Raw genomic sequence first — 26264 nt, forward strand, 5'->3', positions numbered from 1 at the left:
CCGGCGGCCGGCCCGTTGACCGCGGCGATTATCGGGGCCCGCACCCGGCGGAACCCGTCGGCGAGATCGGCGATCCGCTGCTGCAGCCGCATCCCGGCCTGCGTCGTCCCCTCCCCGGCCTCGGGGGCACCGGGGATCTCCCCATAGCCCTTCAGATCGAGGCCGGCGCAGAACCCGCGCCCGGCGCCGGTGAGGACGACCGCGCGGACCCGGGAGTCGTCCTGGATACGGCCCAGCACCTCACGTAGGCCCTCGACGAGCTCGGTGTTCAGCGCGTTGAGCGCGCGCGGCCGGTTCAGCCGCACCAGCAGGACGCCGGGCCGGGCTTCCGTCGTCTCCAGCACCGGTCCCGTCACGGCCTGCGCGCCCTGTTCGTCCATCCCGCGTTCATCCATCCGGCGTTCGTCCATCCCGCCCCGTTCGTCACTGACGACATATCACATATCACAAGTCGAGGACGAGGACGGGGGACAGCGCCCGGGAGACACACGGCATGAGCACCGTGCCGCTTTCCCGTTCGTCCTCGGTCAGCAGCGAGTCCCGGTGGTCGGGCACCCCGGAGATCACCGCGGTCTCGCAGGTCCCGCAGGTGCCCTCCCGGCAGGACGTCGGCACCCGCACCCCCGCGTCGGCGAGGGCGTCCACGATCGATCTGCCGGCCGGCACCGTGACCGCCGTGCCGCTGCGGGCGAGCTCGACGACGAACCCGCCGGCGGCCGGCGCGTCGGCGATCTGCTTCGGCGAGAACCGTTCCAGATGCAGCGTGCCCGCCGGCCACGGGCCGGCCAGCTGCTCGAGCGCGGCGAGCAGCGGCTCCGGGCCGCAGCAGTAGATCGCGACCCGGTCGCGCGGCGCGCCGAGGAAGCCGGCCAGGTCGAGCAGCCCGAACTCGTCCTCGGGCCGGACCATCACCCGGTCATCGCCGTGGCGGTCGGTGAGCTGCGCCGCGAACGCCATGGACGATCTGGTCCGCCCCCCGTAGAGCAGGGTCCACTCGGCGCCGGCGGCCTCGGCCCTCTCGATCATGGGCATGATCGGCGTGATACCGATGCCGCCCGCGACGAACAGGTACTCCGGGCTGTCGACCAGCGCGAAGTGGTTGCGCGGGCCGCGGGTCCGCACCACGTCCCCCGGACCGATCCGGTCGTGGACGTAGGCCGACCCCCCGCGCCCGCCCGGGGCCCGCAGCACCGCGATGCGCAGCGTGGACGGATCGCCCGGGTCGCCGCACAGCGAGTACTGCCGGACGAAGCGCTCCTCCGCGCCGGCCGGCGAACCGGGTCCGGGCTCGGCGCCGGCGCCGGGGCCGAGCAGCAGGTCGATGTGGGCGCCCGGTTCCCAGTCGGGCACCGCGCCGCCGTCCGGCCGGGCCATGGTCAGGCAGACGACGCCGTCGGCGACCGCCTCCCGCTGCTGGACGACCAGGTCGGCGGTCTGCTCCTGGGTGCGCACGTTCTCACCCCTTGTCGAGTCGACGAGACGTTGATGTCGGCGGACAACGGCCGACCCGGTAAACCTTATGTCATTAGGTTAACGTGCGTGTCGCCGAACACGGTCGGCAATACGTGCGGCTGGCCACGGCCAGCGACAACCCGGCGCTACGGCGCTACTACGAACGAGCTGGTTTCCAGTACGTCGCCGATCCACCGCATGCGCGTTGGCCGACAAGGCTCTATGAGCGGGAAGTCAACGCCGCTGGTCAAGGATCCCGCTTGCCCGCGACGCACGGGTAGGCCTCCTCAGGATTCGCCCTGCCCGGACACCGCCGCAGGCTCGCCGGGCGCGAAGACCGGCAGGACCTCGCCGGGGGCCTCGCCGCTGTCGGCCCCAGAACCTTCGTCGGGCTGGTGGGGCTGGACGAACCGGGCGCTCACCGGTTGGCCGGCGCGCAGATCGGAACCGTCGGTACCGACGAGACGAACCAGCAGCCAGGGGCCTTCCGCGAGCTCGACGACGGCGGTCACATACGGCACGGCGCCGCGCAGCACCGACACCGGAACCTGGTGGACGACGGCCCAGGTGACCAGCACGCCCCGACCGGAGACGACGAACGGCTCCAGGCGGGCCGAGCCGCAGCCGGGGCAGGTCCGGGCCTCGGGGCCGAGCACGTCGCCGCTGTCGAGGCAGCGGCGCACCAGCAGCTCACCGCGCGCGGCCGCGTCGAAGAACGCCGCGCTCGCGTCGTCCCGCGCGACCAGCGGAAACGCGCCAGCCGTGAACGCCCCGACCGCGAGCACGCCGGTCGGCGGGGGGCCTGTCGTCCCGTCGCTCATCCCAGGCCTCCTGAGGACGTCCGCGGATGCGGGCTGAGTACCAGCGTCGAGTGATGTTCGAGGATGCCGCCGTTGCCGCTGACCAGCACGATGTCGTTGCGGGGCGCCTGCCGGGCGCCGCCGGCGCCGCGGGCCTGGATCACCGCCTCGGACAGCGGGGTCATCCCCCACATGTAGTAGGAGGACAGCTGGCCGCCGCCGGTGTTGCAGGCGAGCTTGCCGTCGGGGGCGAGCCGGCCGTCGCCGACGAAGGCGCCGCCGTCGCCCTTCTCGCAGAACCCGTAGTCCTCCAGCGTCACCAGCACGGTGTAGGTGTAGCAGTCGTACAGCTCGCAGATGTCGACGTCACCGACCCCGATGCCGGCCATCCGCATCGCCGCAGGCCCGCTGCGCGCCGCCGGGGTGACCAGGCCCCAGGGTGAGCCGGCGTGCATCCGGCGCGGTTCGTGTGCCTGCGCGTACCCGTGGACGTGCACCGGCGGGTGGCGCAGTGCCCGCGCCCGCTCGGCGGAGGTCACCACGACCGCGACGCCGCCGTTGCTGACCAGGCAGCAGTCGAGCAGACGCAGCGGCTCGGCGATCGGGCGGGACGCCTGATGGTCCGCCACGGTGAGCGGTTCCCGCATCGCCGCCAGCGGGTTGCCGGCCGCCCACGCCCGCTGGGCGACCGCGATCGCGGCCAGCTGTTCCGACGTGGTGCCGTAGCGCTGCATGTGCCGCCGGGCGGCGAGCGCGTACAGGATGTTCGGGTTGACCCCGCCGGACGCCAGCTGCCAGCCGGCCAGCCCGGTCAGCGTGCGCGGCTTTCGGCCCGCGCCGCCCCAGGCCTCGCCGGCGCTGCGCTTCGGGGCCAGCGGCGCGTCGGCGAACACGCAGGCGACGGTGGTGGCGGCACCGGCGGCGACGGCCTGTGCGGCCTGGGCGACCATCACCCCGGCGGTGGCGCCGAACGCGTTGATGTCGGCGAGCAGGCCGAGCTGCCCGAGGCCGAGGGCGCCGGCCAGCTCCACGCCGACCTTGCCGGCGAGGCCGTTGCTGACCAGCAGGCCGTCGACGTCGCCGAGCCGCAGGCCGGCATCGGCGACCGCGAGCCGGACGGCCTCGGCGGCGAGGCTTCGCGCCGAACGGCCGTAGACCTTGCCCAGCTCGGTGATGCCCAGCCCGGCGATCGCCACGGTGCGGTCAACGGTCATCGGCGCTCCTCTCCCGTGCCGCGTGCTGCGGTGCCATGTGCCGCGCGGCTCCGCGGAACCGCATCACATGGCACGGTTCCGCGGAGCCGCGGTTCTGCGGAACCGCGTGCTGCGATGCCATATCCTGCGGTACCGCTCACTCCGGTGCCAGATACACCGATCGGTGCCGCCGGTAGGGGGCGAGGCCTTCGGGCCCGAGCTCCCAGCCCAGGCCGCTGGCCTTGGTCCCGCCGAAGGGTGCGCCCAGGTCGAGCGCGTAGTGGTTGAGGCCGATGGTCCCGGTCTCGACGCGGTCGGCGAGTGCCAGGCCGTGCTCGGTGTCGGTGGTCCAGACGGAGCCGGCCAGGCCGAATTCGGAGTCGTTGGCGAGGGCCACCGCCTCGTCGGTGTCCCGGTAGGGGATGACGCAGAGAACCGGGCCGAAGATCTCCTCGCGGGCGATGACACTGGTGTTGTCGACATCGGCGAACACGGTCGGCTCGACGAACCAGCCGACGGGCTGGTCCGCGGGCCGGCCACCGCCGACGGTCAGCCGTGCCCCGGACGCTCGCCCCGCCTCGACATAGCCCAGCACCCGCTCCCGCTGCGCCGCGCTGACCAGCGGCCCGATCGCGGTCGACCGCTCCAGCGGGTCCCCGATCGCCAGCCCGCGCACCGTCTCCGTGACGGCGTCCACGACCTCGTCGTAACGGGCGCGGGGGGCGAGGATGCGGGTGCAGGCGTGGCAGGTCTGGCCGTTGTTCGCCAATGAGACCTCGGGCAGGCGGGCCGCGAACAGGTCCAGGTCGGCGTCGGCGGCGACGATCGCGGCGGACTTGCCGCCGAGCTCCAGGGTGACGGGACGCAGCGACCGCCCGCAGGCCTCGCCGATGGACCGGCCGGCGGCGGTCGAGCCGGTGAAGGCGACCTTGTCGACGCCCGGGTGGGCGACGAGGTACGAACCGGCGTCCCGGTCACCCGCCACGATGTTGAGCACCCCCGAGGGCAGGCCGGCGGCGAGCGCGGCCTCGGCGAACACCAGCGCGTCGAGAGTGGTCTCCGGTGCGGGCTTGAGCACGACGGCGCAGCCCGCGGCGAGCGCCGGGGCGATCTTCATCGCGGCGAGCGGCTGCGGGTAGTTCCACGGGGTGATCGCGGCGACGACGCCGACCGGGCGGTGCTGGACGATCGTCCTCCCGCGCGGGACGCCGACCCGGATCTCGTCGGGTGCCGCGTCCCTGATCAGATCCGCGTAGTAGTCGACGATCATCGCGGGGCTGTGGCCGTTGGCGGCGCGGGACAGCCGGATCGGCATCCCGTTCTCCTGGCTGACCAGCACGGCCGTGTCGGCTGCGCGGGCGCGCAGCTCGGCGGCGAAGCGCTTCAGCAGGTCGCTGCGCTCGGGGCCGGTCAGTACGGCCCACGGGCCGCGCAGCGCGCGCCGCGCCGCCGCCACCGCGAGGTCGATCTGGGCGGGCCCGGCGAGCGCGACCTGGCCGAGAGTCTTCTCGGTGGCCGCCTCCAGCACGTCCACCGTCCGTGGCGCGGCCAGCCACTGGCCATCGATGAAGAGAGTCGACCTGTCCAATCCGGCACCTCCGCGAACCGACCGGCCGGCCACCCGTCGCGGTGCGGCGGGTCGGCTCGTGCCCAGGGAATCGGTCTGGCGGCGGGACGGCACTCGTCCTCATCCCGGCACCAGATACCTACAGGTTGTAGGTTAGTGGGGTCGGGATGGCCGGTCAACCGGTCGCCTGGTCGCTGCGGTCGGTGACGAGCAGGCGAGGTGGGTGCGGGCGGGTGATCAGGTCGCGGTCGCGGAGTGCGTGACTCGCGGCTGCTCGAACCGGGTCGCGACTCCGGCGAGCAGCGCCCGTACCGACTCGCGGAATATCTCGTCCACCGTCCACGGATTGGACGCGAGCCCGCGGGTGAGGATCGGGTGCTCGGCATGGTCCACGTGCGGATAAATGAGACCCCGCTTCTCCGGGGCCTTCATGACCTCCGACAGTGCGGCGCCGAGGGTCAGCTTCTCCAGCGTGTCGAGAATCAGGATGTGGACGTAGCTCGGGAAGTCGGTGTACTCGACCAGCACGGCGGCGGAGTTCTCGGTGACGGCGACCAGGATGTCGCGGGGCGGGAACTGCAGCATCAGCGGGGCCGCGTGAGGGTGCTCCAGCAGGACGTCCCGCAGGTTCGCGGCCAGCGCCACGAACCACTCCTGCCACTCGTCCCGGCTCGGTCGGGCCGGGATCGCGGTCTGCGAGACCATGTACCGGGCGACCTCGGAGAGAATCTCCGCCTTGTCGCGGAAATGATGGTAAAGCGATGCCGCCCGAACGGACATCGCGCTGGCGAGGCCCGGCATGCTGAAAGTCGCGAGACCGTCCCTGTCGATAAGTTCGAGGGATGTCGCGACAATGCTTTTCCGGCTCAGGAGCGGGCGACTCGGGCGTGGCATGGGGATGATTATGCCCGGATGGCCCTGTGTCGGGCCCCGGCCCTGTTTGCAATGCGGTCGAAATGTGCCCGCCGTCACAGCCGGGCATTGTTGGGGAGGGTGGTCGCCGGGCGCTGGTGAGAATCGGCGCCGGAGCCGGCCCCGAACCGGCCGCCAACAGTCGGCAGCCTGCGCGCTTCCTGGTGGGGTGACCCCTGCCGTCGCCCTGGGTGACCCTCTGCTCGCCTGCTCGCCTGCTCGCCTGCTCGCCTGCTCGCCTGCTCGCGTGCCGGGCGCCGGGCGCCGGGCGCTGGCGGCTGCGGGCTGGGGTCGGCTCGGTCCGGCCTGACGGGCTGACGGTAGTGCCGATCCAGGGGTGTCCAGATGCCCCCGGGATGGGTCTTGCCAGGTTAACCAAATGCCTTTAGGTTGTTCCGACACTGGTACCCACCCACCTGTACGCCTTCCTCTGGCCGGACCCGGGACCCCGCCGCGGAAGGCGCCACAGACATTTCTCGACGTGTGTTCCTGTACCTGTCCGGCGCCAGGCGGCGGCCAGGTGCTCCTTTCGCATGCCTTCGAACCCCGGTCTTGTATTGGAGAGATAGATGACGCGACCCAAGAGGCTTGTCGGCGGCTTAGCCTTGGCGGCCATGCTGCTTTCCGGTGCCGCGGCGTGCGGCGACGGCGAGGCCGAGGGCACCGGCGCACCCGCCGCCGCGAACAAGGCCACCGGCGAACCGATCCGTATCGGTTTCATCAACCAGGAGCAGGCCGCCTCCGGCTCCTTCCCGGACCTGCGCACGGGCGCGTCCGCCGCCGCGGAGTACCTCAACAACCAGCAGGGCGGCGTCGACGGCCGGCCGGTCGAGTTCGTCAACTGCACCGTCGACGGATCGCCCGAGGCGTCCCAGCGCTGTGCCAACCAGATGGTCGAGGCGAAGGTTCCGCTCGTCATCTCCGGCCTCGACTTCTCCGGGCCGTCCGCCACCGCGATCATCCGCGCGGCCGGCATCCCGTACGTGCCGATCCTGCCGATCCAGGGTACGGATCTCACCGGCGACGGCGTCTTCGCCTTCCTGGGGGGCAGCCCGGGCCAGTTCGCCGGTGTGGCGGGCTATGTGACCGATGAGATCAAGGCCGGCAAGGTCACCATCCTGGCCAACGACACCCCGCCGGGCGTCGCGGCGGCGGAGAGCCTCCAGAAGGTGCTGACCGCGAAGAAGGTGAGCGACGTCCAGATAGTCAAGGAGTCGCCGACCGCCACGGACTTCACCGCCTCCGTCACCGCGGCGAACGACGGCTCGCCGGACGCGATCGTCGTCATGTTCGTCTCGCCCTCCTGCTCGCTGATCATGCAGTCCGCCCAGTCGCTCGGCATCAGGACCCAGATGATCTACCCGAGCAGCTGCCTCGACCCGGCCAACCTGGAGGCGGCGGGGGCCGCCGCCGACGGCGCTCTGATCACCACCGAGCAGCTCTCCCCGCAGACCGACCCGGACGACCCGGACGTGTCGACCCTGGTGACCGCGATGAAGGACTACGCGGACGTCGCCGAGGACGAGATCACGTCCTCGCACACGAACGGCTTCGGCGTGGCCATGACCGTGTTCGGCGTCCTCGGTCGGGCCGGTAAGGACGTCACCGCCGCATCCGTGCTCAAGGCCCTGAAGGCCTCGAAGGACCAGGACGGCTTCCTCGACGACAGCTACACCTGCGACGGGACCGCGCTGACGGGGGTGCCGACGGTGTGCAACGGCAGCGTCCGCATCGTCCGGATCGAGGGCGGGAAGCCGGTGCCGGCCAGCGACTGGACGACCTCCTGAGCGTTCCCCTGGACCGGCCGGCCTGAGAGGTGCTCGGTGGACTTCCTGTCGTTCGTGATCCTGGGACTCGGGTCGGGCGCGATCTACGCCGCATTCGCGACGGGGATCGTGCTCGTCCACCGAGCCTCGGGCGTCATCCACTTCGGTTTCGGGGCGACGGCCCTGTTCGGTGTCCTGCAGTACGCGGACCTGCGCCGGCACGGGATTCTCGTGCTGCCCGTCGGCCACATCGACCTCGGAACCGAACCGTCCGTGGCGCTGTGCGTGCTGCTGGTGCTGGCGCACGCGCTGCTGTTCACACTTCTGATCTACCTGCTGTGTTTCGCGCCGCTGCACGCCGCGCCGCCACTGGCGCGGGTCGTCGCCTCGGTGGGCGTGATGCTGGCGGTCCAGGCGCTCATCGTGGCGCGGTTCGGGTCCGCGCCGCGGTCGGTGGCGGCCATCCTGCCGAACAAGCCGGTCACGGTCCTCGGGGCGACACTGCCGCGGGACCGCCTGTACCTCGCCGCCGTCGCGCTGCTGTTCGCCGCCGCGCTGCATCTGTGGTCGACCCGCACCCGGTTCGGCAAGGCCACCCGCGGTGCCGCCGAGAACGAGAAGGCGGCCATCCTGCTGGGGCTGCGGCCCCGCTGGCTGGCCGCCGTCAGCTGGCTGCTCGCCGGGGCCGTCGTGACCGTGGTCGGCATCCTGATCGCGCCGACCACCTCGCTGGAGGCGGGCAGCTTCACGCTGCTGATCGTGCCCGCGCTCGGCGCGGCGCTGGTCGGACGGCTCAGCTCGGTGGCCGTCGCCGCCGTCGCCGGGCTGGTGCTCGGGGGCCTGCAGTCCGGGCTGCTCTACCTGACCCGTGAGTTCAGCTGGCTGCCGCAGAACGGCCTCAAGCAGGGCCTGCCGTTCCTGCTGGTCGTGCTGATGCTGATGGTGGCGGGCCGGCGGCTGCCCGGCCGTGGCACCGCGCAGGACCGGCTCCCGCCGGCACCCGCCGGCCGGCTGCGGCCGGTGCCGATCGCCGCAGCGGTGGCCGCCGCCGCGATCGGGCTGCCCCTGCTGTCGAGCCAGTGGCGACTCGGGATGATCACCAGTGGGGTGGCGGCGGTCCTGTGCCTTTCCCTGGTGGTGCTGACCGGCTTCGTCGGCCAGATCTCGCTGGCGCAGATGTCGCTGGCGGGCGTCGCCGGGTTCACCCTCAGCAAGGTGACCGCGGACGGCGGCGTGCCGTTCCCGGTGGGGCCGCTGATCGCCGTGCTGGCGGCCACCGCGCTCGGCCTGCTCGTCGCGGTGCCGGCGCTGCGGGTCCGTGGCCTGCACCTGGCGGTTGTGACGCTGGCCGCCGCCGTGGCGATCGAAGAGTTCATCTTCAAGAATCCGAAGGTCACCGGCGGCCTGAGCGGCTCCACGGTGCCCCAGCCGGAGATCTTCGGGTTCTCGCTGGGCATCCGGGGCGGCGCCGAGGACTTCCCTCGGGTCACCTTCGGCTACTTCGTGCTGGTGGTCACCGTCGCCACGGCCCTCGCGGTCGCCGCGCTGCGGCGCCACGAGCTGGGCCGGCGAATGCTCGCGGTGCGCGGCAGCGAACGGGCCGCCGCGGCGGCGGGCATCAACGCCGCCCGGGTGAAGCTGACCGGCGCGGCGATCTCCTCGGCGCTCGCCGGCGTCGGCGGCACCCTGCTCGCCTACCAGCAGGGCCAGCTGTCGTACGCCTCCTACAGCACGTTCACCTCGCTGGGCCTGCTCGTCGCGGTCTACCTCGGCGGGATCACCAGCGTGTCGGGCGCGCTGCTCGGCGGCACCCTCTACTCGGGCGGTCTGGTCTCGGTCGCCCTGCACGAGTGGGCGGGCCTGGGTGACTACGAGACCCTGATCCTGTCGATCGGCCTGATCATCGTCGCGATCCGCAGCCCGGACGGGCTCGCCGGCCTGACCCGGCAGCGGCTCACCCCGCGGCTGCGGCAGCTGGCCAGACGGACGACCACGACGGAGTCGATCGCTGTGGCGGAGCCGATCGCTGTGAGGGAGTCGACCACCACCACGAAGGAGGTGAACCCGCATGTTGCTGCGGGCTGAGGGGGTCGGCGTGGCCTTCGGTGGGGTCCGCGCGCTCGACGAGGTCACGATGTCCGTGGCCGCGGGCGAGGTGGTCGGGCTGATCGGGCCGAACGGCGCCGGCAAGACGACGTTCATCGACGCCGTCACCGGGTTCGTGCTGGCCACCGGCACCATCCACTTCGGTGACCAGCAGATCCAGGGGCTGCCCGCGCATCGGCGGGCGGCCCTCGGCCTGGTGCGGACGTTCCAGCACCTCGAGCTGTTCGACGACCTGTCCCTCACCGAGAACGTGCTGATCGGGCACGGCCGGCGTCCCGGCGGGCGGCAGGAGGCCGCCGCGCTGCTCGACCGGTTCGGCCTCGCGGACCACGCCGGGGCGTGCCCCCCGGACCTGTCCCACGGGCAGCAGCGGCTGCTGGCGCTGGCGCGTGCGCTGGCCAGCCGGCCCCGGCTGCTGCTGCTCGACGAGCCCGCGGCCGGCCTCGACAGCCGGGAGTCAGCGGCGCTCGCCGATCCGATCCGGGCGATGGCGACGGGGGAGCGGGCCGTCCTGCTTATCGACCACGACGTCGATCTCGTCTTCTCCGTGTGCGACCGCGTGTACGTCCTCGAGTTCGGCCGGGTGATCGCCGCGGGCGGGCCGGCCGAGGTCAGCGCGTCGGCCGCGGTCCGGGCCGCCTACCTCGGCACCGCGGGGGACGGCGCGGACCACGACAGTGCGGACCACGACGGCGCCGAGGCGGGCGGCGTGGACCCGGACGAGCGGCAGAGCGAGAGACAGGAGAAGTCGCCATGACAGCCGCACTCGCCGTGACCAGCCTGTCCGCGGGGTACGGCTCGGCGCCGGTGATCCGGGGGATTTCGTTCGAGGTCCTCCCGGGCGAGATCGTCGCGCTGCTGGGGCGTAACGGGGCGGGCAAGACGACCACCCTGCTGGCGATCTCGGGGCTGGTCCGGGCCCGCGCGGGGGAGGTGTCGGTCGGCGGCAAGGTCCTGCCGGCGCACCATCCACGCGCGGTGACCCGGGCCGGGGTGGGTCATGTCCCCGAGGAGCGCGCGCTGTTCGCGAACCTGTCGGTGCGCGACAACCTCGCGGTCGCGGGCGCGCGCCGGGCACATGACCTGCGCCGGGTGCTCGAACTGTTCCCCGAGCTCGAACGGCTGCTCGACCGGCGCTCCGGCCTGCTCTCCGGTGGGGAGCAGCAGATGCTCGCGCTGGCCCGCGCCGTCTACCAGCGGCCGAAGGTCCTGCTGGTGGACGAGATGAGCCTGGGCCTGGCGCCGAAGATCTGCCAGCGGCTCGTCGGCGTCCTGCGGCGGCTGGCCACCGAGCAGGGGATGGCGGTCGTCCTGGTGGAACAGCACCTGTTCCTGGCACTCGAAGCCGCCGACCGGGCGTACGTCCTGCACCGCGGGGAGATCACCCTCTCGGGCACCCGGGCCGAGCTGGCCGAGCGCCGGGCCGAGCTGGAGGCCGCCTACCTCGGCTCGGTCACCGCCGGCGCGACGGCCGCCTGAGACTGCGGCTTTCGACAACTCCGACGACAGAACAGATCCAACGACAGTGGCCCGGGCCGCGGACGAGGTTCGTCGCGGCCCGGGCCACTGTGCTGCGCGGCGTCGGTGGTCGGCGCCGGTGGGAGTCGTCGCGGTGCCGGTCAGCCCCGGACGAGGTCCCGGCTGATGATCTCCTTCATGATCTCGTTGGTGCCGCCGTAGATGCGCTGGACCCGGGCGTCGAGGAACGCCCGCGCGATCGGGTACTCGGTCATGTAGCCGTACCCGCCGTGCAGCTGGACCCCGGTGTCGACGACCTTCCACTGCATCTCGGTGGCCCACCACTTCGCCTTCGCCGCGTCCACCGCGCTCAGGGTGCCCCTGTTGAGCTCGCGCACGCAGCGGTCGATGTAGGCGCGGGTCACCTCGATGCGGGTCCGCAGCTCGGCGAGGGCGAACCCGACCGTCTGGAACTCGGCGACCGGGCGGCCGAACGCCTGGCGCTGGCGGACGTAGTCCAACGTCCAGGCGAACGCGGCCTCCGCCGAGCACTGCCCCGCGATCGCGATGCCGAGCCGTTCCCGCGGCAGGTTGCGCATCAACGCCGGCAGCCCGCCGCCCTCGACGCCGAGCATGTTCCCGGCAGGCACACGGACGTCCCGGAAGAACAGCTCGGCGGTGTCCTGCGCGGCCAGGCCGACCTTGTCGAGCTTGCGGCCGCGCTCGAAGCCGGGGGTGTCGCGCTCGACGACGAACAGGCTGAAGCTGCGGCTGCCGCCGTCGGTGCCGGTCCGGGCGACGACGATCACCAGGTCGGCGAGGATGCCGTTGGTGATGAACGTCTTCGACCCGTTGATCACCCAGTCGTCGCCGTCGCGGACCGCCGTGGTGGCGATGCCGCGCAGGTCGCTGCCGGTCTGCGGTTCGGTCATCGCGATCGCGCCGACCGTCTCGCCGGTGGCGAAGCCGTGCAGCCACGGGGCCTGCTGCTGCTCGGTGGCCATCTCCAGCAGATACGACAGGACGATGTCGTCGTTGGTGGAGAACGACGACTGCAGCGACGAGGCACCGACCCGGGCGATCTCCTCCTGCAGGACCACGCGGAACCGGTAGTCGCGCTCCCCGGCCCCGCCGTGGCTCTCGGGTACGGCGAGGCCCAGCAGCCCGGCGGCGCCGGCCCGCTTCCAGGTCTCCCGGTCGATGAGGCGCTCGGCGTCCCACCGTTCCAGGTTGGGGACCACCTCACGGGTGACGAACGCCCGCACCGTCTCCCGGTAGAGCTCGTGGTCGGACTCGAAAAGATCTGTGTTCACAGGTTCATCGCACCTTCGGGAAACGTTCGGTGACGTCGCGGTACTCGTCCCGGATCGCGGGCTTGGCGAGCTTGCCGCTGGGCAGCCGGGGCAGGGGATCACGGCGGATGACGACGTACCGGGGCACCTTGTAGTCCGCCATGCGCGTCGCGCAGGCCGCGACGATCGCAGCCTCGTCGAGGTCGGAGTCCGCGGCGACGGAGACGATCGCGGCCGGGGTCTCGCCGAACCGTTCGTCGGGAGCGGCGATGACCGCGACCTCCTGGATGCCGGGGATCGTCATCAGGGCGGCCTCCAGCTCGAACGGGGAGATGTTGATGCCGCCCGAGATGATCAGATCCTTGAGTCGGTCCGCGAAGCCGATGCGGCCCTCGGCGTCGCGGACCCCCAGGTCGCCGCCGTGCAGCCAGCCGTCCCGGATCGCCTGCGCGGTCAGCTCGGGTGCCGCCCAGTAGCCGGGGGTCACCCCAGGCCCACGCATGATGATCTCGCCGGGTTCGCCGGGCTCGCAGTCGGTGCCGTCGGTCCGCACGACCCGCAGGTCGGTGAACGGGGAGCCGGCGCCGCAGGTGGCGGCATGCTCCGCGGCCTCCTCGGGCAGGGTCGCGGTGGCGATTCCGCCGACCTCGGTCATGCCGTAGATCTGGCGCAGCACGACACCCTTGGCGCCCCAGGCCCGCAGCAGCGGCACCGACACCGCCGCGCCGCCGACCACCGCGGAGCCGAGGCTCGACAGGTCCGCCTCGGCGAACCCGGGCGTACGCGCCATCGACTCCCACAGCAGTGGCACGCCGAACATGGCCTGGATGCGATGCTCGGCCAGCCGCTGGACCGCCCGCGCGGCATCGAAACCCGGCTCGATGACGAGGGTGCCGCCCAGGACGCCGGTCATGAACAGGCCGTAGACGACACCGGGGGTGAAGCACAGCGGCAGCACCAGCAGGGTCCGCACCCCGGTGTTGAGCGCGTCCTCCCGCAGCGAGGCCTCGAAGGCGATGTCGAGCATCGTCCGGTTGGTGCAGATGACGCCCTTGGACCGCCCCGTGGAGCCGCTGGTGAACAGCACCGTCATCGGATCGTGCTGGTCGCGGTCCACCCGGAAGGCGCCCGTCTCCCTGCCCGTCTCCCCGCCGGCCTCGCCGCCCGTCTCGCCGGCACGCAGCGCCTCGACGGCCGCGATCTCGACGATGTCGAGATCGCCGTCGAGCTGACCCGCGACCTCCTTCAGCGTCGCGGTGAAAGCGCCCTCGGTGATGACCAGCCGGACCCCGGCCTCCTCGAAGAAGGACCGGATCTCCCCCGCGACCAGCCGCGGATTGATCGGAACCAGGACGCCGCCGGCCCGCAGGACACCGATCGCGGTGACCGCCCACTCCAGCGAGTTGTTGGCCAGCAGCGCCACCCGGTCACCGGGTGCGACGCCACGGGCGACGAGTGATCTCGCCACCCGGCTGGTCCAGTCCCGATACCGCCGGTAGTCGATCTGGTCGTCACCGAAGACTAACGCGACCCGGTCCGGCTTGGCGCGCGCCCACCAGTCGAGAACCGAAACAACCGACGTGGCCACTTCTCTCCTCCTTTTCGCATGGATTCGGCGATTCAGGTCTTCGGCCGCGGCAGCGCGGGGCCGGCCAGAGCGGAACAGAGGCCCGCCCGTTCGCCCGCTGCGGTGGTTGAGATGCCCGGCGCGGCCGGCCGGTCCGCGAACGTGTACTCGACATCGGTGCGACGGTGCTCGAAGCCGGCCAGCCGGGCGCTCGTCACGAGCGGGCTCTCCGCCGCCGGCACGACGATCACAGCCGCCATGCGGTGGCGCCCGGCCATCCGTTCCATGGCCGCGCGCAGCAGCTGGTCCCGCACCGTGCCGGGCCGCGCCGCCGAGCCGGCCACCGCGAGGCCCTCGATCCGCCCGGCGGTGCCGTACTCGGTCCGTTCGACCGGACCGGGGGCGAACCAGATCGCGCCGGCCACGTCGCCGGGCGTCGGGATCACGAGCAGCTCACCGCCCGGCGGCGGTGACGGCGTGGCGGATGCCTGCCACAGGTCGGCGGCGCGGGTCCGCTCCCGGTCGGTCGCGGGTGGGCGGGCCGGCGCCGCGGTGCCGTCGACGGGCCGGGGGAGCGGCCGGTCGCCGTCCACGGCCGCACCCAGATCCGCGAGCAGCCACCAGCGCCGATCGTTCACCTCGACGCCGAGCCGGCGGAAACGGCGGGCCACCCGGGCGGCGGCGGGATGGCCACCCTGGGCCCAGATCCGCAGTTCCGCCGCGTCCTGCGCGGCGATCCCGCCGGCCCAGCCGGGTCCGCCGAACGGGCCGAGCTCCTCCAGGAGCAGGGTCGTGACACCCAGGGAGCGCAGCGCTGGACGGACCACATAGCGGGCGACAGCCTGCCCAGCGCCGGCCGGTTCGATCCGCAGGTAGGCCGCGAGAACCGGTGCCGGTGCGAGGGACGGGGCCGGTACCGCGGCCGAGGCCGCCATCGGCGCCGAGGTGGTCGGCGTTGAGCTGGTCAGCGTTGAGCTGGTCGGCGTCGAGGTGGCTGGGGCGGGCGTCGACATCCACCGGCCGCGGCCGCGCTCGCCGGACATCCAGACCAGCAGCTGTGTCGTGCCGGGCGGGAGCGGCTCGGCGATTCCGGGCTGCAGGTAGCCGGTCTCCTCGTCCTCCCGGGCGGCCTCGGCGAGCAGCGACGCCAGCTCGGCGGCCTCGCGCGCCGACAGGTCCGTCCGCCAGCCGTGCTCGATCAAGACAGCAGCCTGCCGATCTCGCGGTGGAAGACCTGGTTCGCCACCTCGTTGCGGCCCAGCACCATGCCGCCGGCGTCCGCGCTGGCGAGACCCGCCTGGGAGGCGCGCAGCAACGGGAAGTCCTCGGCGTGCAGCACCGCGAGCAGGATCTTCCAGTTCTTCTCCCAGCGGGACTGCCACTTCTGCTCGTCGAGCCCGCTTTCCGCCACGCCACGGACGATCAGGCGCATCTCCATCCGGGAACGGTCCGGGTCGGTCGGATGCGGCCGGAAGGTGAGCAGCTCGAAGTGGTCCGGCTGACGCAGCAGGGTGCTGTTCGGCAGCAGGAAGTGGGTCTCGGTCACATAGCGCCCCAGCGGAGTGTCGCCGGGATCCTCGGCCAGCCACCGATCGATGCTCTTGCGCGGCACCACGAACCGGCAGTGCCGGCCGAAGTCCTCGAACGCCATGACGTTCGTGTGGATGTGCAGCCCCGCCGTGTTGGGGTGGGCGTACTGCACGTGGTAGCCGTCCAGGAAGGCGTCCTGCATGATCTTCCAGTTGACCGGCTCGTCGAAGCCCTCGGCCTGGAAGCAGATGTGCCCGCCGAGGTCGTACCCGCCGAGGATGCCGTCCATCTCCGGGCCGAGCCAGGCGGCCACGTCGATGTCGGTGGCCTCGGCGTTGTCGATCACCCAGATGAAGCCGTGGCGCTCCTCGCAGGGGAGCTCCACCAGGCCCAGCCGGGAGCGGTCGACCTCCCCGAAGGTCGAGTCGAGCGTGATGGCGCGCAGCGATCCGTCGAGGTCGTAGGACCAGCGGTGGTACTGGCAGGAGAACAGCCGGCAGCGGCCCTTCTCCTGGTCCTCGAGCAGCGCTCCCCGGTGCCGGCAGAGGTTGACGAAGGCCTTCACCCCGCCGTCGCGCTGGCGGGCGACGATCACGCGGTTACGCGGCAGCTGCAGCGTGACGAAGTCGCCGGCCCTGGGCAGCTCCGAGCCATGCGCGACGATCGACGGGACCCGGCCGAACACGCGGTCCCGTTCCTGCGCGGCGACCGCCGGATCGGTGAACTCCGTCGGGCCGAACGGCGTGACGGTGTCGTACTCGTCCGTGGTCTGCCCGCGCAGATGCTCGAGCGCGCGCCTGATCCGTGTCTCCCTCGACACGATCGACTGGGTCATGACTCCTCCTCGAGGGATCCCCGTCGCGCAGCCACCGGGGTGGCCGATCGCATAAAACTAATGAGTGTAGATAAAAGTTCCGAGCCCTGCTCCGGGTGGGCGATCGGGCTGCCCACCCGGAGATCCGGCGCTGTGTGCCAGGCTCAGCCGGTCGCGGTCGCGGTCGCGGTCGCGGCAACGGCGTCCGCGGGCGGTGCGTCCTCCTCGAACGTCATCGCGACCCGGGACAGCGTGCCACCGTCGGTGGCGGGCACCACCACTCCCGACATGTACGCCGAGTCGTCACTCGCCAGGAACAGCGCGACCTTCGCGTTGTCCAGCAGCGACGGCGGTCGGCGCAGCTTGAGCGGGATCGGTGACACACCCGGGTTCCACGGGCCGGCCACCTCCTCGTAGGACTGGCCGACGACCGGCGAGCCCGGCGGCATAAGGAAGTTCGGTGACATGCCGTGCGTGGGCGCCAGCGCGTTCACCCGGATGCCGAACTTCCCGAGATCGAGGGAGAGGCCGCGGACCAGCCCGTTGACCCCGGCCTTGGTGGCCGAGTACAGGGAGATGCTGTGGTAGGCCACCAGGGACGCCGCCGAGGAGGTCACCACGATCGCGCCGCCGCCGCGTTCCCGCATCGGGCGCACCGAGTGCTTGCACGAGTAGAAGACGCCGCTGAGGTTGACGCCCAGCACCTGCTGCCAGTCGGCCTCGGTCAGGTCCTCGAAGGCCACCGGCTCCCCACCGGCGACCGACGGAACGCCGCCGCGCGACACGACGCCGGCGTTGGCGAACATGATGTCCAGGCCGCCGAACTCCTCGACGGTGGTCGCGACCGCACGGGCGACGTCGGCCTCCACCGACACGTCGGCGGTTACCGCCAACGCCTTGCCGCCCTGCTCGGTGACGAGCCTGACCGTCTCCTCGGCGCGGTCGGCGAGGATGTCGACCACGACGACCGAGGCACCTTCCTGCGCGAACAGCAGGGCGCTCTGCCGGCCGAGCCCGGAGCCGGCCCCGGTGATGACTGCGACTTTTCCTGCGAGCTTCATACCTGCACCTCGGTGACTTCGGCGTCGACGTTTCCAGGGGTGTTTCCAGGGATTTCCTGCTCCGGGCCGAAGGTGATGCCCATGCGCTGGAAACCACGCACCTGGCTCGGGAGAATGACGGGCGGATCGGCCGGGTCGAGGGCGTAGTCCGGAATGCGGCGGTGAATCTCCTCGAGCGCGATGCGCAGCTCGATCCGGCCCAGATGGGAGCCGATGCACCGGTGTGGGCCCGAACCGAAGGAAAGGTGCCGGTTCGGGGTGCGGTTGATCCGCAGCTCGTCCGGGCTGTCGAACTGCTCGCCGTCGCGGTTCGCCGCGCACAGCATCACCAGCAGCTGGTCGCCCTCGCGCAGCGCCACCCCACCCAGCTCGGTGTCCTGGCGCACCCGGCGGCCGGCCGACACCGCCGCCTCGTAGCGCAGCACCTCCTCCACCGCGTTCGGGATGCGCCCGGGATCGTCCACGAGCAGTTTGCGCTCCTGCGGATGGGCCGACAGGTGCATGAGCGCCCAGCACAACGAGCCGCGCACGGTGTGCAGCCCGCCGATGAGCAGGAGCAGGAAGACCCGGCGCAGCTCGTCGTCGTCGAGTGGCCGCTGGGCACCGTCGGCGGCCACCATCGCCTGCATCACCTGGGCGGTGACGTCGTCGCTGTCGGCCGGTGCGCCCCGGCGTTCGTCCACCATCCGCTGGAAGTAGCCGAACAGCGACATCGCCGCTTCGGTGCGCGAGCCGACAGCCTGCTCCGGGGTGTCGCCCGGGCGGCCGTTGAGCAGGATCTCCGTGGCCTCGGCGAACATCGAGGCGTCCGACAGCGGCCAGCCGAGGAGCTCCAGGAAGACCCGGGTGGGCAGCTGGTGGGCGAACTCGGAGACGTACTCGCAGCGCCCCCGGGCGGCGAAGCCGTCGATCAGCTCGTTCACCGTCCTGCGGATGCCCTGCTCCAGCACCTTTATCCGGCTCGGGCTGAAAAGCGGTTGCAGGGCGTGCCGGTAGAGGGTGTGCTCCGGCGGATCCAGCTCCAGCGGGATGAACTTCCCCTGCCCGGCGTCCACCAGGTTGTTGGGGTAGCTGGAGAAGGTCTCGTGCTCCCGCAGCACCCGGTGCACGGCATCATAGGAGGTGACCACCCAGTGGCCGCCGTAGGCGGTCGAATAGACGACCGGCCCGCGTCTCGCCAGCTCGGCGACCTTTTCCTGCATGCGGTCGACCGGCATTGTTAACGTCGGATCATAGACGTCGAAATCTACTATCAGGTCGGGCGGGACGTCCACCAGTTCAGTGACCACGACGCTGCGCTTCTCCTTCCAGCCATGCGGCATTTCCGCGGGCGGGGACGAGCCGGGCGCGGAAAGTCGGCGAGGCGCTCCGCGGAGGAGGGGATTCCATCGCTCCGTACCGAGGAACATAAACCTATTGGCTGTAGGTTAGCGGCCGGCTGACAGGTGGTCAACCCTGACGGTCTCCGGCGGGACGGCGGTCGAAACGATCTTCGATCGATTCTGACCCGTCCGGCGCCGGCCGGGATCACCGGTGCCTATTCGGTGCGTTCGGCCCTGGTCCGGTCCATCCAGGTGAAGAAGTTCTTCAGCGCGGTGGAGGCACCCGGGTGCGATCGGTGATCGGGTTGCCGCCCCCGTCCGGCGTGGTCAGCACGCCGGAGCAACCGATGTGGCCGTGTCGCTGTAGACGTTCGCGTCCGGGATGTAGCCGCCGGAGGCCAACTGGTTCCAGTCGCTGCTCGTGGTGTGCAGCCGCGCCGGCGGGCCGACCTCGTCGCCCCGCACACGGCAGCGCAGGGTGACCAGGTCGCCGTCGCGCAGGCTCGCGACGCTCGCCGCGCCCAGCCGTGGGTTCGCCCGGACGGGCAGGACGCCATCGGCCGCCACCGCGTACGGCCCCGCGGCCGGGCGCGGCGGACCGTCACCGAGCCGTGGGTCGGACAGGGTGTGCACGCAGGCCGGCACCACCGGGTCGGTCGTGCCGGTGTGGGTGTAGGTGTCACTGATCCAGCCCGAGTCCGTGTACACCCACAGCGGGGACGTCGCCCCGCGGGCCGTGACCGTCTGGCCGTAGACCCCGCAGTGCACCGCCACGGTCGACCGTGCCGGCAGCGTCGCCACCTGGCCGCCGAACACACTCGTGCTCGGGCCGGCGTAGACCGGCACCCGGCTGCTGCTGCCGGAGAGAACCTCCAACTGCCTGCCGGCTCCGCGCGGCCGGCCGGCGGCTGTCGCGCGCGGCAACGGCGCGCTGGCGGTGGCTTGTACAGATCCGGGTCCTCCGGCCTGCTGGGAACCATCCGCCGGCGGTGCTGTGCCCGCAGGCAGGCCCGGCTCCGCGGCAGGTGACGGTGAGACCGGAACCGCCCCCTTTCCCGCCGCCGCGGTCGCGGTGGTCGCCGAGGCCACCGGGGCCGTCGTGGTGGCCGAGGGGTCGAGGCTGGCCCGGCCGGGTGTCTCCTCGGTGGCCTGGTTCTGCCTGAGCCCGGTCAGCAGCACACCGACCACCGCCACGCCGGCGACGAGCACACCGACCAGCAGCACCGCCAGGACGGGGGTGCGTCCGAGGCGGTGTCCAGGACCGGCGGGCCCGCCACTGCCACCGCCACTGCCACCGCCAGAGGCACTGCCACCGGCCGGTGCGCCGGGCAGCGGTGACTCCACCCTGGTGGTGTGGTCCGCGGGAGTTCCCGGGAGAGGGCCTGCCGTCAGCCCCGGAACGGGTTCCGCGGGGGTGACGGGCAGGACCCAGCTCGCGAGGATGTCCCTGGTCCGCTCGGTGCTCCGGGTGCCGTCATCGGGCGCGCCGTCCGCCAGCTCCGTGAGCGCCGCCAGCAGGCCGGCGGCGGTGGGGCGGTGGGCCGGCTCCCGCTCCAGCGCCCGGCCGAGCACGGCGGCAAGCCCCGCCGGTACCGCGGACAGGTCGGGCTGGCCGGTGAGCACCCGCACCATGATCGCCTGGGGAGTCGGGGCGTCGAAGGGATGACGACCCGTGGCGGCGAAGCCCACGCACAGGGCCCACGTGAAGACATCGGCGGGCGGCCCCGCCTGCTGGCCTCCGTACTGCTCGGGGGACATCCATGAGACGGTGCCGATCATCTGGCCGGCGCCGGTCAGGGTCCCCGCGGAACCGTCCTCGGTCGCGATCCCGAAATCGATGATCTTGGGGCCGTCCCAGGCGAGCAGGATGTTCGCCGGCTTCAGGTCCCGGTGCGCCAGCGCGGCCGCGTGCACGGAGACCAGAGCGTCGGCCAGGCCCACCGCGAACGCGGTCAGGTTCGGGCCCGTGATCGGGCCGCGGCGCCCGATGGCCGTCGCGAGATCGACACCGTCGATGTACTCGGTGGCCATCCACGGCTGAGGGGCGTCGACATCGGCGTCGAGGAGCTGGGCGACGCAGCGGCCCCGGACCCTGCGCGCCGCACCGACCTCCCGGGCGAACCTGACCCGGAACCGTTGGTCGGCGCAGAGGTCAGGCCGCACCACCTTGATGGCGGCCGGCGTTCCCTCCGGCGAAAAGCCCAGGTAGACGGTCCCCATTCCGCCCGAGCCCAGCCGGCCGTGCAGCTGGTACCTGCCGACGGCGGTCGGGTCGTTCTCGGAAAGTGAGGAAAGCATCGCGACAATGGTGCCACGGGGGAGACGCGGACATTCATCCGAATGCGGACAGCAATCCGTCGGCAGACTCGGACCCGCTGTGCGGTCCCGCTGCTCGGTTCCGCCTTGTCCGCGTTGGCCTGCTCAGACCTGCGCGGTGAGACCGGCGAGCAGGTCGAGGGTGCGTTTCCGGGTCGGCTCGTCGCCGAAAAGGCCGACCAACAGATCGGTGGCACCGGCAGCGGCGAAACGCCGAATCTCGCGTTCGACCTCGCGCTCGTCACCCACCACGGCGGTCTCGTGCACGCCGGTGAGGCCCTGGCGATCCAGCAGCGCCCGGTAGCTCGGCAGCTCGGCCGCGAAGCTCAGCTGCTCCGAGAGTGTCTGCAACGCGCCGGGCCGGTCGTCGGTCACAGCAGCGAGAACACCCGCGACGATGCGGGGCGCGGGGCGGCCGGCAGCTGCGGCGGCCGCGGTGACCGCAGGGGTGATCGTCTCCTCCAGGTGGCGCGCGCCGGTCCAGACGGTGATGGTGCCGTCCGCGAGCTCACCCGCGAGGCGCAGCAGCATCGGCGCCAGCGCCGCGAGCAGGACGGGCGGCGCCGACGCGCCCGGTACGTCCACCCGGCCGACGACGGTGAGTGTCTCGCCCTGGAAATCGACGTCCTCACCGTGCAGCAGCGGGCGCAGCGCGGTGAGGTACTCGCGAATGTGCCGGGCCGGTCGGTCGAACGAATGACCGAACTGCCCCTCGATGATCGGCCGGTGCCCTGGGCCGATGCCCAGGACGAACCGGTTGCCGCTGGCAGCCTGCGCGGTGAGCGCCTGCCCGGCCAGGACGAGCGGATGCCGCGGGTAGGTGGGAACGATCGCCGTGCCGACCTCGATGCCGGGTACCCGCTGCGCGCACAGTGCCGCCGTGGTGACCGCCTCCCAGGACGCGAGCTGACCGAAGTAGGCGCTGGCCAGCCCGGCGTCGGCGGCCTGGCGGACGTCGCCCACCAGTGCCTCCAGGCCTGGACCGCCGGCGATGTGGACACCGAGACGCATGCGCTCCCCTAACCTGAACAGGAACCTCAGCTTCTGGCTACGACTGTAACCTGAACCCGTGGTTCCGCCTAGGGAGGCGATCGGATGCGATCGGATGCGCGGCGAAACCGGGAACTGATCGTTTCCGCGGCGCTGACGGTGATCGCCGAGCGCGGGCCGCTCGCGTCGATGGACGAGATCGCGCGGGTCGCAGGTCTCGGCGTCGGCACCCTCTACCGGCACTTCCCGGACCGGCAGGCGCTGCTTGACACCATCACCGTCGACACGCTCCGTGAGCTACACGCCGTCGGTCAGCGGCAGGGGGTCGGCAGGCCGCGGAACCCTGAGTGGAACGGGGCCCATGCGGGCGCCGCCTGGGCGGCGCTGCGAGAGGTCGTCGACCACTGCACCCACGCGCCACTCACCCTGATCAAGACCCTGAACGAGAGCGCGAGTGATGAACCCGAGATCGCCCGCCTGCTCGCCGACGTCAACGAGATGCTGGTGGGAATCGTCGAGGCGGCGCAGGCCGAAGGGACGCTGCGGGACGACATCGCGCCGGCGGAGGTCGTCCAGGTGATCAGCGTGGCGGTATGCCGACCCGGGGCCCAGCCCGACGACGCGCTCACAACCGTTCTCATGGACGGCCTACGCGTTCGCCGGCCGGAAAACGAGGCCGGACCGGCACCGGCACCGGCACCGGCGTCGGCGGAACACGGAGCGAACTAGCCGGAATCCCTCGTTCGCCCCGAGGCGCCGGGGCCCGGCCCGTCCGAACAGCGGAGGATTCTCGTCGTTCCAGCGACCAGAATCCTCAGTTCCTCGCTACTGCGGCTTGTTGCTCTTGTCGAACATCCGGGCGAGGTATTCGGTGCGCAGCACGCCGCGGCCGTCGGCGCCGATGTAACCGACGTCGCGGGTGAGGTAGCCCTCCGGGTAGTCGTAGCCGGCGGCGGTGACCTCGCCGTTGCGAGTCCACCAGGCCTTGCGGTGGGTGTCACAGCGGTCGCACGCGTGGATCACGTGGTAGGCACGCGCCTCGCGGTCCCAGGTGGCGCTGTGCGGCTGCCAACGGTGACCCATGGTGCGGCATTCCACGAAGCCGACGGGCAGGTCGCGTGCCCAGGACTCGATGCTGCGACGGGGAGCCTGCTCAGGCACGGCGGGGACATCCTCTCTGACGCACTGTGTGCGGGACGGGTGAAGCGCGCGGGACGGGTGAAGCGTGTGGGGTGGGTGACGACCGTCGCCGAACCCGCCGGCGATGTTCTGTGGGGTGATCCTGCCATCCGGACGGGTCCACGTGCCTGCCCATTGCTCCCCTTAGGGGCAGCCCTGTGACCTGCTCGGACACCTTCGGATCGGGTTCGTCGCGACGGCGGCCCGCCGGCCGGCCTCCCACGGCGTGCCGACGGGCATCAAACGATCTGTCGGTCCGCATGTTCGTCCGCCAGCTCGCCTGCCAGCATCGCCTGCCAGGGCTACCGTCGTGGCGGGGCAGGGACGGTGGCCTCGCGGCCGGGTGGACGGAGGCGGGTGGCATGCAGCCGAGCGGCATGCAGTCGAGTGGCACGGGGCCGAACAGCCTGAAACCGGGTGGCGGGGACCCGGGTGGCATGGGGCTGCGCGAGGCGATGCGCACGTCGGGCGCGGAACGAGAGTTCACCGAGGAGCCGGTACCGGACGAGGTGCTCGCCCGAGTGCTCGACGACGCCCGGTTCGCCCCCAGCGGCGCCAACGCGCAGCCGTGGACGGTGATCGTCCTGCGTGACCCGGAGATCCGCCGCGGTGTGCGTGAGCTTGCCGTGCTGGGCTGGCGCGAGTACCGGGCGCAGGTCAAGGCCGGGATGCGCCCATTCGCGCCCGGGCCGGACGGCCGCTGGCACGGCCCGGGTATCGACCTGGCCGAGGCCGCGGCGACACCCCAGCCGATGGCGTTCATCGACAATCTCGACCGGGCGCCCGTCTTGCTCGTCCTGTGCGCAAGGCTGACCGCCCTCGCGGTGGCGGACGTCGACCTGGATCGGCAGAGCATCGTCGGCGGCGGGTCGGTCTACCCGTTCGCCCAGAACGTGCTGCTCGCCGCGCGGGCCGAAGGGCTCGGCGGGGTCCTGACGACCTTCCTGGTGCGCCGGGAACCGGCGGCGGCGAAGCTGCTCGCAATCCCCGCGGACCATGCCATCGCCGGTGTCATCGCCCTCGGCTACCCCCAGCGCCGGGCCACCCGGCTCACCCGCCGCCCCGTCGAGGAGTTCGCCCGTCTCGACACCTTCGACGGCCCCGCGTTTCCCGGCCCCGCCAGCCGCGGGACGACCCTGTAGGCGGGTCGATGGCAGCCTCTGCCGTCAATTCGTTGCGCCGGCCGATCCGCGGGCCGGAAAATGCTGTCGGCAAGCAACAGGCAGGGGCGGCGGGTTTCGCGTCGGGGCCATCGGCCCCTCGCGACGGGCGAGCCGCGCGGGATGTGGGGGAGCGCACCATGACGCCGACGCCCGAGGCGGCTGCGCCTGACACGGCACAGCCGTCCCGCTCCTTCATCGAAGACGCGGCCATCACCCAGTACCTGGTCTCCGACCAACGCTGCCTGATGGTCGTGCCGGTCAGCGACGCCGTCCGTTCGCCGGGCGGCTCGGTCTCGGCGGGAATGGTCCTGACCGTCTTCGACGTCGGCGCGTCACATCCCGCCATCATCGCGAGCCGGCCCGACTGGACGGCCACCCAGGACATCTCGCTGCACGGCGCGGAGCCGATCACCGAGGGTCCGATCGTGCTGGACAACCAGCTCGTACGGGTCGGCAAGAAGGTCGTCATCGCGTCCACGGCCGTCTACGACGGGCACGGGCTGGACGACGTCGACAAGCTCACCCGGCTGATCGACCAGGCCGGGCCGTCGGAGGCCCCCACCGGCCTGACCCGGGCCGGCAGCGGCCTGATCACCTTCGCGCGCATCCCCCGGGCGGCGGCGCCCGGCATGGACGACTACGACCCGGGACAGTGGATCGGGCAGGTCCACCGCCCCGCCGCGGGCACCCCGGTCGAGAGCTCCCTGTACGAACGGATGGGGCTGAAGCTCGTCGACGCCCGCACCGGCCAGTTCGACCTGGAACGCACCCCGTTCGTGACCAACAGCATCGGCACGATCCTCGGCGGCGCCCTGGCCGTCATGGTGGAGGCCGCGGCCGAGGTCCTGCGCCCCGGCCTGGTGGCGACGGACCTGCAGATCCACTACCTGTCCCAGGTGCGGACCGGCCCGGCCCGCACCGCCGGCACCGTCCTGCGGGACGCGGCCGACCACGCGGTGGTGACGGTGCGGGTCACCGACGCCGGCCACGGGGACCAGCTCCTCGCCCTCGCCACCGTCACCCTGCGAAAGGGATAACGAGAAAGATCACCCGGGCCGGCGCCGGCCGGGGGCGGGCAGGGGATGCGGTTGCAGCCAGCGGCCGATGTGCTGGACCTTCCATCGCGTCGGGTCGTGCAGGGTGTGGATGCGGGCGTCCCGCCAGTAGCGGTCCAGGCCCAGGGCCGCGGACGCCGATAGGGTCCCGCCGAGCTCGAACAGCGTCGGTCGGTTCGGCGTCGGCGGCGTCGATCGTGCCAGCCCGCTGGATCACCAGTGGCTCGGCGGCGGCGCTCGCCGCGCCGGACTCGAACCACGGCCCGACTGCTGATCGGATCGCGGCGGCTGAAGAACGGCCTCCGAAGGCAGGTCACGCGACGGCTACGCGGTCCTGGAGGAGCACGAACAGGGATTCGCCGAGGTTGAGCCGGCCGCCGTCGCGGGTGGCGACGGCATTCGGTGCGACATGCCCGGTTTCGTCGGCGAGCGTGGCGATGGGCTGTTCCCCGGGGGTCACCGGTGGCGCCGGGACGAGGGTCCGACCGTCGGGGAGCAGCGCGACGATCGTTGCGCTGCTGGTTCTGCGGAGCACGATCCCCTCCTCGTGGAGGTGACGGTGGTGGCTGCCACAGGCGAGGGTGAGGTTGTCCAGGTCGGTGCGGCCGCCCTCGGCCCAGCCCACCAGGTGGTGGACGTGCAGCCATCGGGTGTGCGCGCAGCCCGGGTACTGGCAGGTGCCGTGGTCACGGGCGTGAACGGCGGCCTGGAGACGGCGGGG

23 protein-coding genes are annotated in these 26264 nt (G+C 72.1%); 7 read left to right on the top strand and 16 right to left on the bottom strand.

Going from position 1 to position 26264, the window contains the following annotated elements; genetic code table 11:
* The 6 genes from FREUN1FDRAFT_RS27925 to FREUN1FDRAFT_RS27950 form a co-directional block, all read right to left on the bottom strand.
* Positions 1–395 (bottom strand): enoyl-CoA hydratase/isomerase family protein (locus tag FREUN1FDRAFT_RS27925; protein ID WP_006543643.1); only part of this gene is annotated, 395 nt, incomplete at its 3' end.
* A 49-nt stretch (positions 396–444) separates the two neighbouring features.
* The gene (locus FREUN1FDRAFT_RS27930; protein WP_006543644.1) at positions 445–1452 is read right to left on the bottom strand and encodes a PDR/VanB family oxidoreductase; all 1008 of its coding nucleotides are present in this window, start codon (positions 1450–1452) and stop codon (positions 445–447) included.
* 287 nt (positions 1453–1739) lie between these two features.
* Positions 1740–2273, bottom strand: coding sequence for a Zn-ribbon domain-containing OB-fold protein (locus FREUN1FDRAFT_RS27935; RefSeq protein ID WP_006543645.1), 534 nt, complete (start codon positions 2271–2273; stop codon positions 1740–1742).
* Entirely contained in the window at positions 2270–3466 is a 1197-nt protein-coding gene (locus FREUN1FDRAFT_RS27940; RefSeq protein ID WP_006543646.1) for a thiolase family protein, read from the bottom strand. The genes FREUN1FDRAFT_RS27935 and FREUN1FDRAFT_RS27940 overlap by 4 nt, the downstream gene beginning before the upstream one ends.
* 136 nt (positions 3467–3602) lie before the next feature.
* A complete protein-coding gene (locus tag FREUN1FDRAFT_RS27945) occupies positions 3603–5033 on the bottom strand; it encodes an aldehyde dehydrogenase (RefSeq protein WP_006543647.1) in 1431 nt (476 codons plus the stop codon).
* A 216-nt stretch (positions 5034–5249) separates the two neighbouring features.
* Entirely contained in the window at positions 5250–5906 is a 657-nt protein-coding gene (locus FREUN1FDRAFT_RS27950) for a TetR/AcrR family transcriptional regulator (protein WP_006543648.1), read from the bottom strand.
* Positions 5907–6493: 587 nt separating this feature from the next.
* On the opposite strand from FREUN1FDRAFT_RS27950, the gene FREUN1FDRAFT_RS27955 reads away from it, so the two are divergent.
* Genes FREUN1FDRAFT_RS27955 through FREUN1FDRAFT_RS27970 form a run of 4 tightly spaced genes read left to right on the top strand, consistent with a single transcriptional unit; the run spans position 6494 to position 11275 of the window.
* Positions 6494–7711 carry an ABC transporter substrate-binding protein gene (locus tag FREUN1FDRAFT_RS27955; RefSeq protein ID WP_006543649.1) on the top strand — a complete coding sequence of 406 codons (1218 nt, stop codon included), beginning with the start codon at positions 6494–6496 and terminating at the stop codon, positions 7709–7711.
* 36 nt (positions 7712–7747) lie between these two features.
* Complete coding sequence (locus FREUN1FDRAFT_RS27960; RefSeq protein WP_006543650.1) at positions 7748–9775, top strand: ABC transporter permease; 2028 nt, start codon at positions 7748–7750, stop codon at positions 9773–9775.
* Entirely contained in the window at positions 9759–10553 is a 795-nt protein-coding gene (locus FREUN1FDRAFT_RS27965; protein WP_006543651.1) for an ABC transporter ATP-binding protein, read from the top strand. Before FREUN1FDRAFT_RS27960 ends, FREUN1FDRAFT_RS27965 begins: the two co-directional genes overlap by 17 nt.
* Positions 10550–11275, top strand: coding sequence for an ABC transporter ATP-binding protein (locus tag FREUN1FDRAFT_RS27970; RefSeq protein ID WP_006543652.1), 726 nt, complete (start codon positions 10550–10552; stop codon positions 11273–11275). Before FREUN1FDRAFT_RS27965 ends, FREUN1FDRAFT_RS27970 begins: the two co-directional genes overlap by 4 nt.
* A gap of 140 nt (positions 11276–11415) precedes the next feature.
* On the opposite strand, the gene FREUN1FDRAFT_RS27975 is transcribed toward FREUN1FDRAFT_RS27970, so the two are convergent.
* From FREUN1FDRAFT_RS27975 to FREUN1FDRAFT_RS28010, 8 genes are all read right to left on the bottom strand, one after another.
* Positions 11416–12567, bottom strand: coding sequence for an acyl-CoA dehydrogenase family protein (locus FREUN1FDRAFT_RS27975; RefSeq protein WP_006543653.1), 1152 nt, complete (start codon positions 12565–12567; stop codon positions 11416–11418).
* Positions 12568–12571: 4 nt separating this feature from the next.
* Positions 12572–14134, bottom strand: coding sequence for a class I adenylate-forming enzyme family protein (locus FREUN1FDRAFT_RS27980; protein WP_006543654.1), 1563 nt, complete (start codon positions 14132–14134; stop codon positions 12572–12574).
* A 32-nt stretch (positions 14135–14166) separates the two neighbouring features.
* Positions 14167–15315, bottom strand: coding sequence for a hypothetical protein (locus tag FREUN1FDRAFT_RS27985; RefSeq protein WP_006543655.1), 1149 nt, complete (start codon positions 15313–15315; stop codon positions 14167–14169).
* Positions 15312–16478 (bottom strand): aromatic ring-hydroxylating dioxygenase subunit alpha, encoded by a 1167-nt coding sequence (locus FREUN1FDRAFT_RS27990; RefSeq protein ID WP_006543656.1) that lies wholly within the window; start codon positions 16476–16478, stop codon positions 15312–15314. The genes FREUN1FDRAFT_RS27985 and FREUN1FDRAFT_RS27990 overlap by 4 nt, the downstream gene beginning before the upstream one ends.
* Positions 16479–16621: 143 nt before the next feature.
* Positions 16622–17518, bottom strand: a complete 897-nt coding sequence (locus tag FREUN1FDRAFT_RS27995; protein WP_006543657.1) for an SDR family NAD(P)-dependent oxidoreductase — start codon at positions 17516–17518, stop codon at positions 16622–16624.
* A complete protein-coding gene (locus FREUN1FDRAFT_RS28000; protein WP_006543658.1) occupies positions 17515–18840 on the bottom strand; it encodes a cytochrome P450 in 1326 nt (441 codons plus the stop codon). Before FREUN1FDRAFT_RS28000 ends, FREUN1FDRAFT_RS27995 begins: the two co-directional genes overlap by 4 nt.
* A gap of 327 nt (positions 18841–19167) precedes the next feature.
* Positions 19168–21138 carry a protein kinase gene (locus FREUN1FDRAFT_RS40210; protein ID WP_006543659.1) on the bottom strand — a complete coding sequence of 657 codons (1971 nt, stop codon included), beginning with the start codon at positions 21136–21138 and terminating at the stop codon, positions 19168–19170.
* 123 nt (positions 21139–21261) lie between these two features.
* Complete coding sequence (locus tag FREUN1FDRAFT_RS28010) at positions 21262–22167, bottom strand: TIGR03564 family F420-dependent LLM class oxidoreductase (protein WP_006543660.1); 906 nt, start codon at positions 22165–22167, stop codon at positions 21262–21264.
* Positions 22168–22251: 84 nt separating this feature from the next.
* Here FREUN1FDRAFT_RS28010 and FREUN1FDRAFT_RS28015 point away from each other — a divergent pair, with 84 nt between their 5' ends.
* Positions 22252–22875: a TetR/AcrR family transcriptional regulator gene (locus FREUN1FDRAFT_RS28015; protein ID WP_006543661.1), complete on the top strand. Its 624-nt coding sequence runs from the start codon at positions 22252–22254 to the stop codon at positions 22873–22875.
* Between the two features lie 96 nt (positions 22876–22971).
* Here the strand turns inward: FREUN1FDRAFT_RS28015 and FREUN1FDRAFT_RS28020 are convergent, their stop codons facing one another.
* The gene (locus FREUN1FDRAFT_RS28020; RefSeq protein WP_006543662.1) at positions 22972–23307 is read right to left on the bottom strand and encodes a hypothetical protein; all 336 of its coding nucleotides are present in this window, start codon (positions 23305–23307) and stop codon (positions 22972–22974) included.
* Positions 23308–23585: 278 nt separating this feature from the next.
* Here FREUN1FDRAFT_RS28020 and FREUN1FDRAFT_RS28025 point away from each other — a divergent pair, with 278 nt between their 5' ends.
* Both FREUN1FDRAFT_RS28025 and FREUN1FDRAFT_RS28030 read left to right on the top strand, forming a co-directional pair.
* Complete coding sequence (locus FREUN1FDRAFT_RS28025; protein ID WP_232295447.1) at positions 23586–24467, top strand: nitroreductase family protein; 882 nt, start codon at positions 23586–23588, stop codon at positions 24465–24467.
* A gap of 158 nt (positions 24468–24625) precedes the next feature.
* Positions 24626–25525 (top strand): hypothetical protein, encoded by a 900-nt coding sequence (locus FREUN1FDRAFT_RS28030; protein ID WP_035953990.1) that lies wholly within the window; start codon positions 24626–24628, stop codon positions 25523–25525.
* A gap of 331 nt (positions 25526–25856) precedes the next feature.
* Here FREUN1FDRAFT_RS28030 and FREUN1FDRAFT_RS28035 read toward each other — a convergent pair.
* Positions 25857–26264 (bottom strand): HNH endonuclease (locus FREUN1FDRAFT_RS28035; protein ID WP_006543665.1); only part of this gene is annotated, 408 nt, incomplete at its 5' end.

It is taken from the genome of Parafrankia sp. EUN1f (assembly GCF_000177675.1).
Classification (GTDB): Bacteria; Actinomycetota; Actinomycetes; order Frankiales; family Frankiaceae; genus Parafrankia.

Bases quoted from the DNA above. Each gene is read 5' to 3' on its own strand.
- FREUN1FDRAFT_RS40210 (WP_006543659.1), bottom strand. From the start codon at position 21,138: ATGCTTTCCTCACTTTCCGAGAACGACCCGACCGCCGTCGGCAGGTAC.
- FREUN1FDRAFT_RS27940 (WP_006543646.1), bottom strand. From the start codon at position 3,466: ATGACCGTTGACCGCACCGTGGCGATCGCCGGGCTGGGCATCACCGAG.
- FREUN1FDRAFT_RS28015 (WP_006543661.1), top strand. From the start codon at position 22,252: ATGCGATCGGATGCGCGGCGAAACCGGGAACTGATCGTTTCCGCGGCG.
- FREUN1FDRAFT_RS27935 (WP_006543645.1), bottom strand. From the start codon at position 2,273: ATGAGCGACGGGACGACAGGCCCCCCGCCGACCGGCGTGCTCGCGGTC.
- FREUN1FDRAFT_RS27990 (WP_006543656.1), bottom strand. From the start codon at position 16,478: ATGACCCAGTCGATCGTGTCGAGGGAGACACGGATCAGGCGCGCGCTC.
- FREUN1FDRAFT_RS27965 (WP_006543651.1), top strand. From the start codon at position 9,759: ATGTTGCTGCGGGCTGAGGGGGTCGGCGTGGCCTTCGGTGGGGTCCGC.
- FREUN1FDRAFT_RS27970 (WP_006543652.1), top strand. From the start codon at position 10,550: ATGACAGCCGCACTCGCCGTGACCAGCCTGTCCGCGGGGTACGGCTCG.
- FREUN1FDRAFT_RS27950 (WP_006543648.1), bottom strand. From the start codon at position 5,906: ATGCCACGCCCGAGTCGCCCGCTCCTGAGCCGGAAAAGCATTGTCGCG.
- FREUN1FDRAFT_RS28030 (WP_035953990.1), top strand. From the start codon at position 24,626: ATGACGCCGACGCCCGAGGCGGCTGCGCCTGACACGGCACAGCCGTCC.
- FREUN1FDRAFT_RS28025 (WP_232295447.1), top strand. From the start codon at position 23,586: ATGTTCGTCCGCCAGCTCGCCTGCCAGCATCGCCTGCCAGGGCTACCG.
- FREUN1FDRAFT_RS28000 (WP_006543658.1), bottom strand. From the start codon at position 18,840: ATGCCGCATGGCTGGAAGGAGAAGCGCAGCGTCGTGGTCACTGAACTG.
- FREUN1FDRAFT_RS27995 (WP_006543657.1), bottom strand. From the start codon at position 17,518: ATGAAGCTCGCAGGAAAAGTCGCAGTCATCACCGGGGCCGGCTCCGGG.
- FREUN1FDRAFT_RS27955 (WP_006543649.1), top strand. From the start codon at position 6,494: ATGACGCGACCCAAGAGGCTTGTCGGCGGCTTAGCCTTGGCGGCCATG.
- FREUN1FDRAFT_RS28010 (WP_006543660.1), bottom strand. From the start codon at position 22,167: ATGCGTCTCGGTGTCCACATCGCCGGCGGTCCAGGCCTGGAGGCACTG.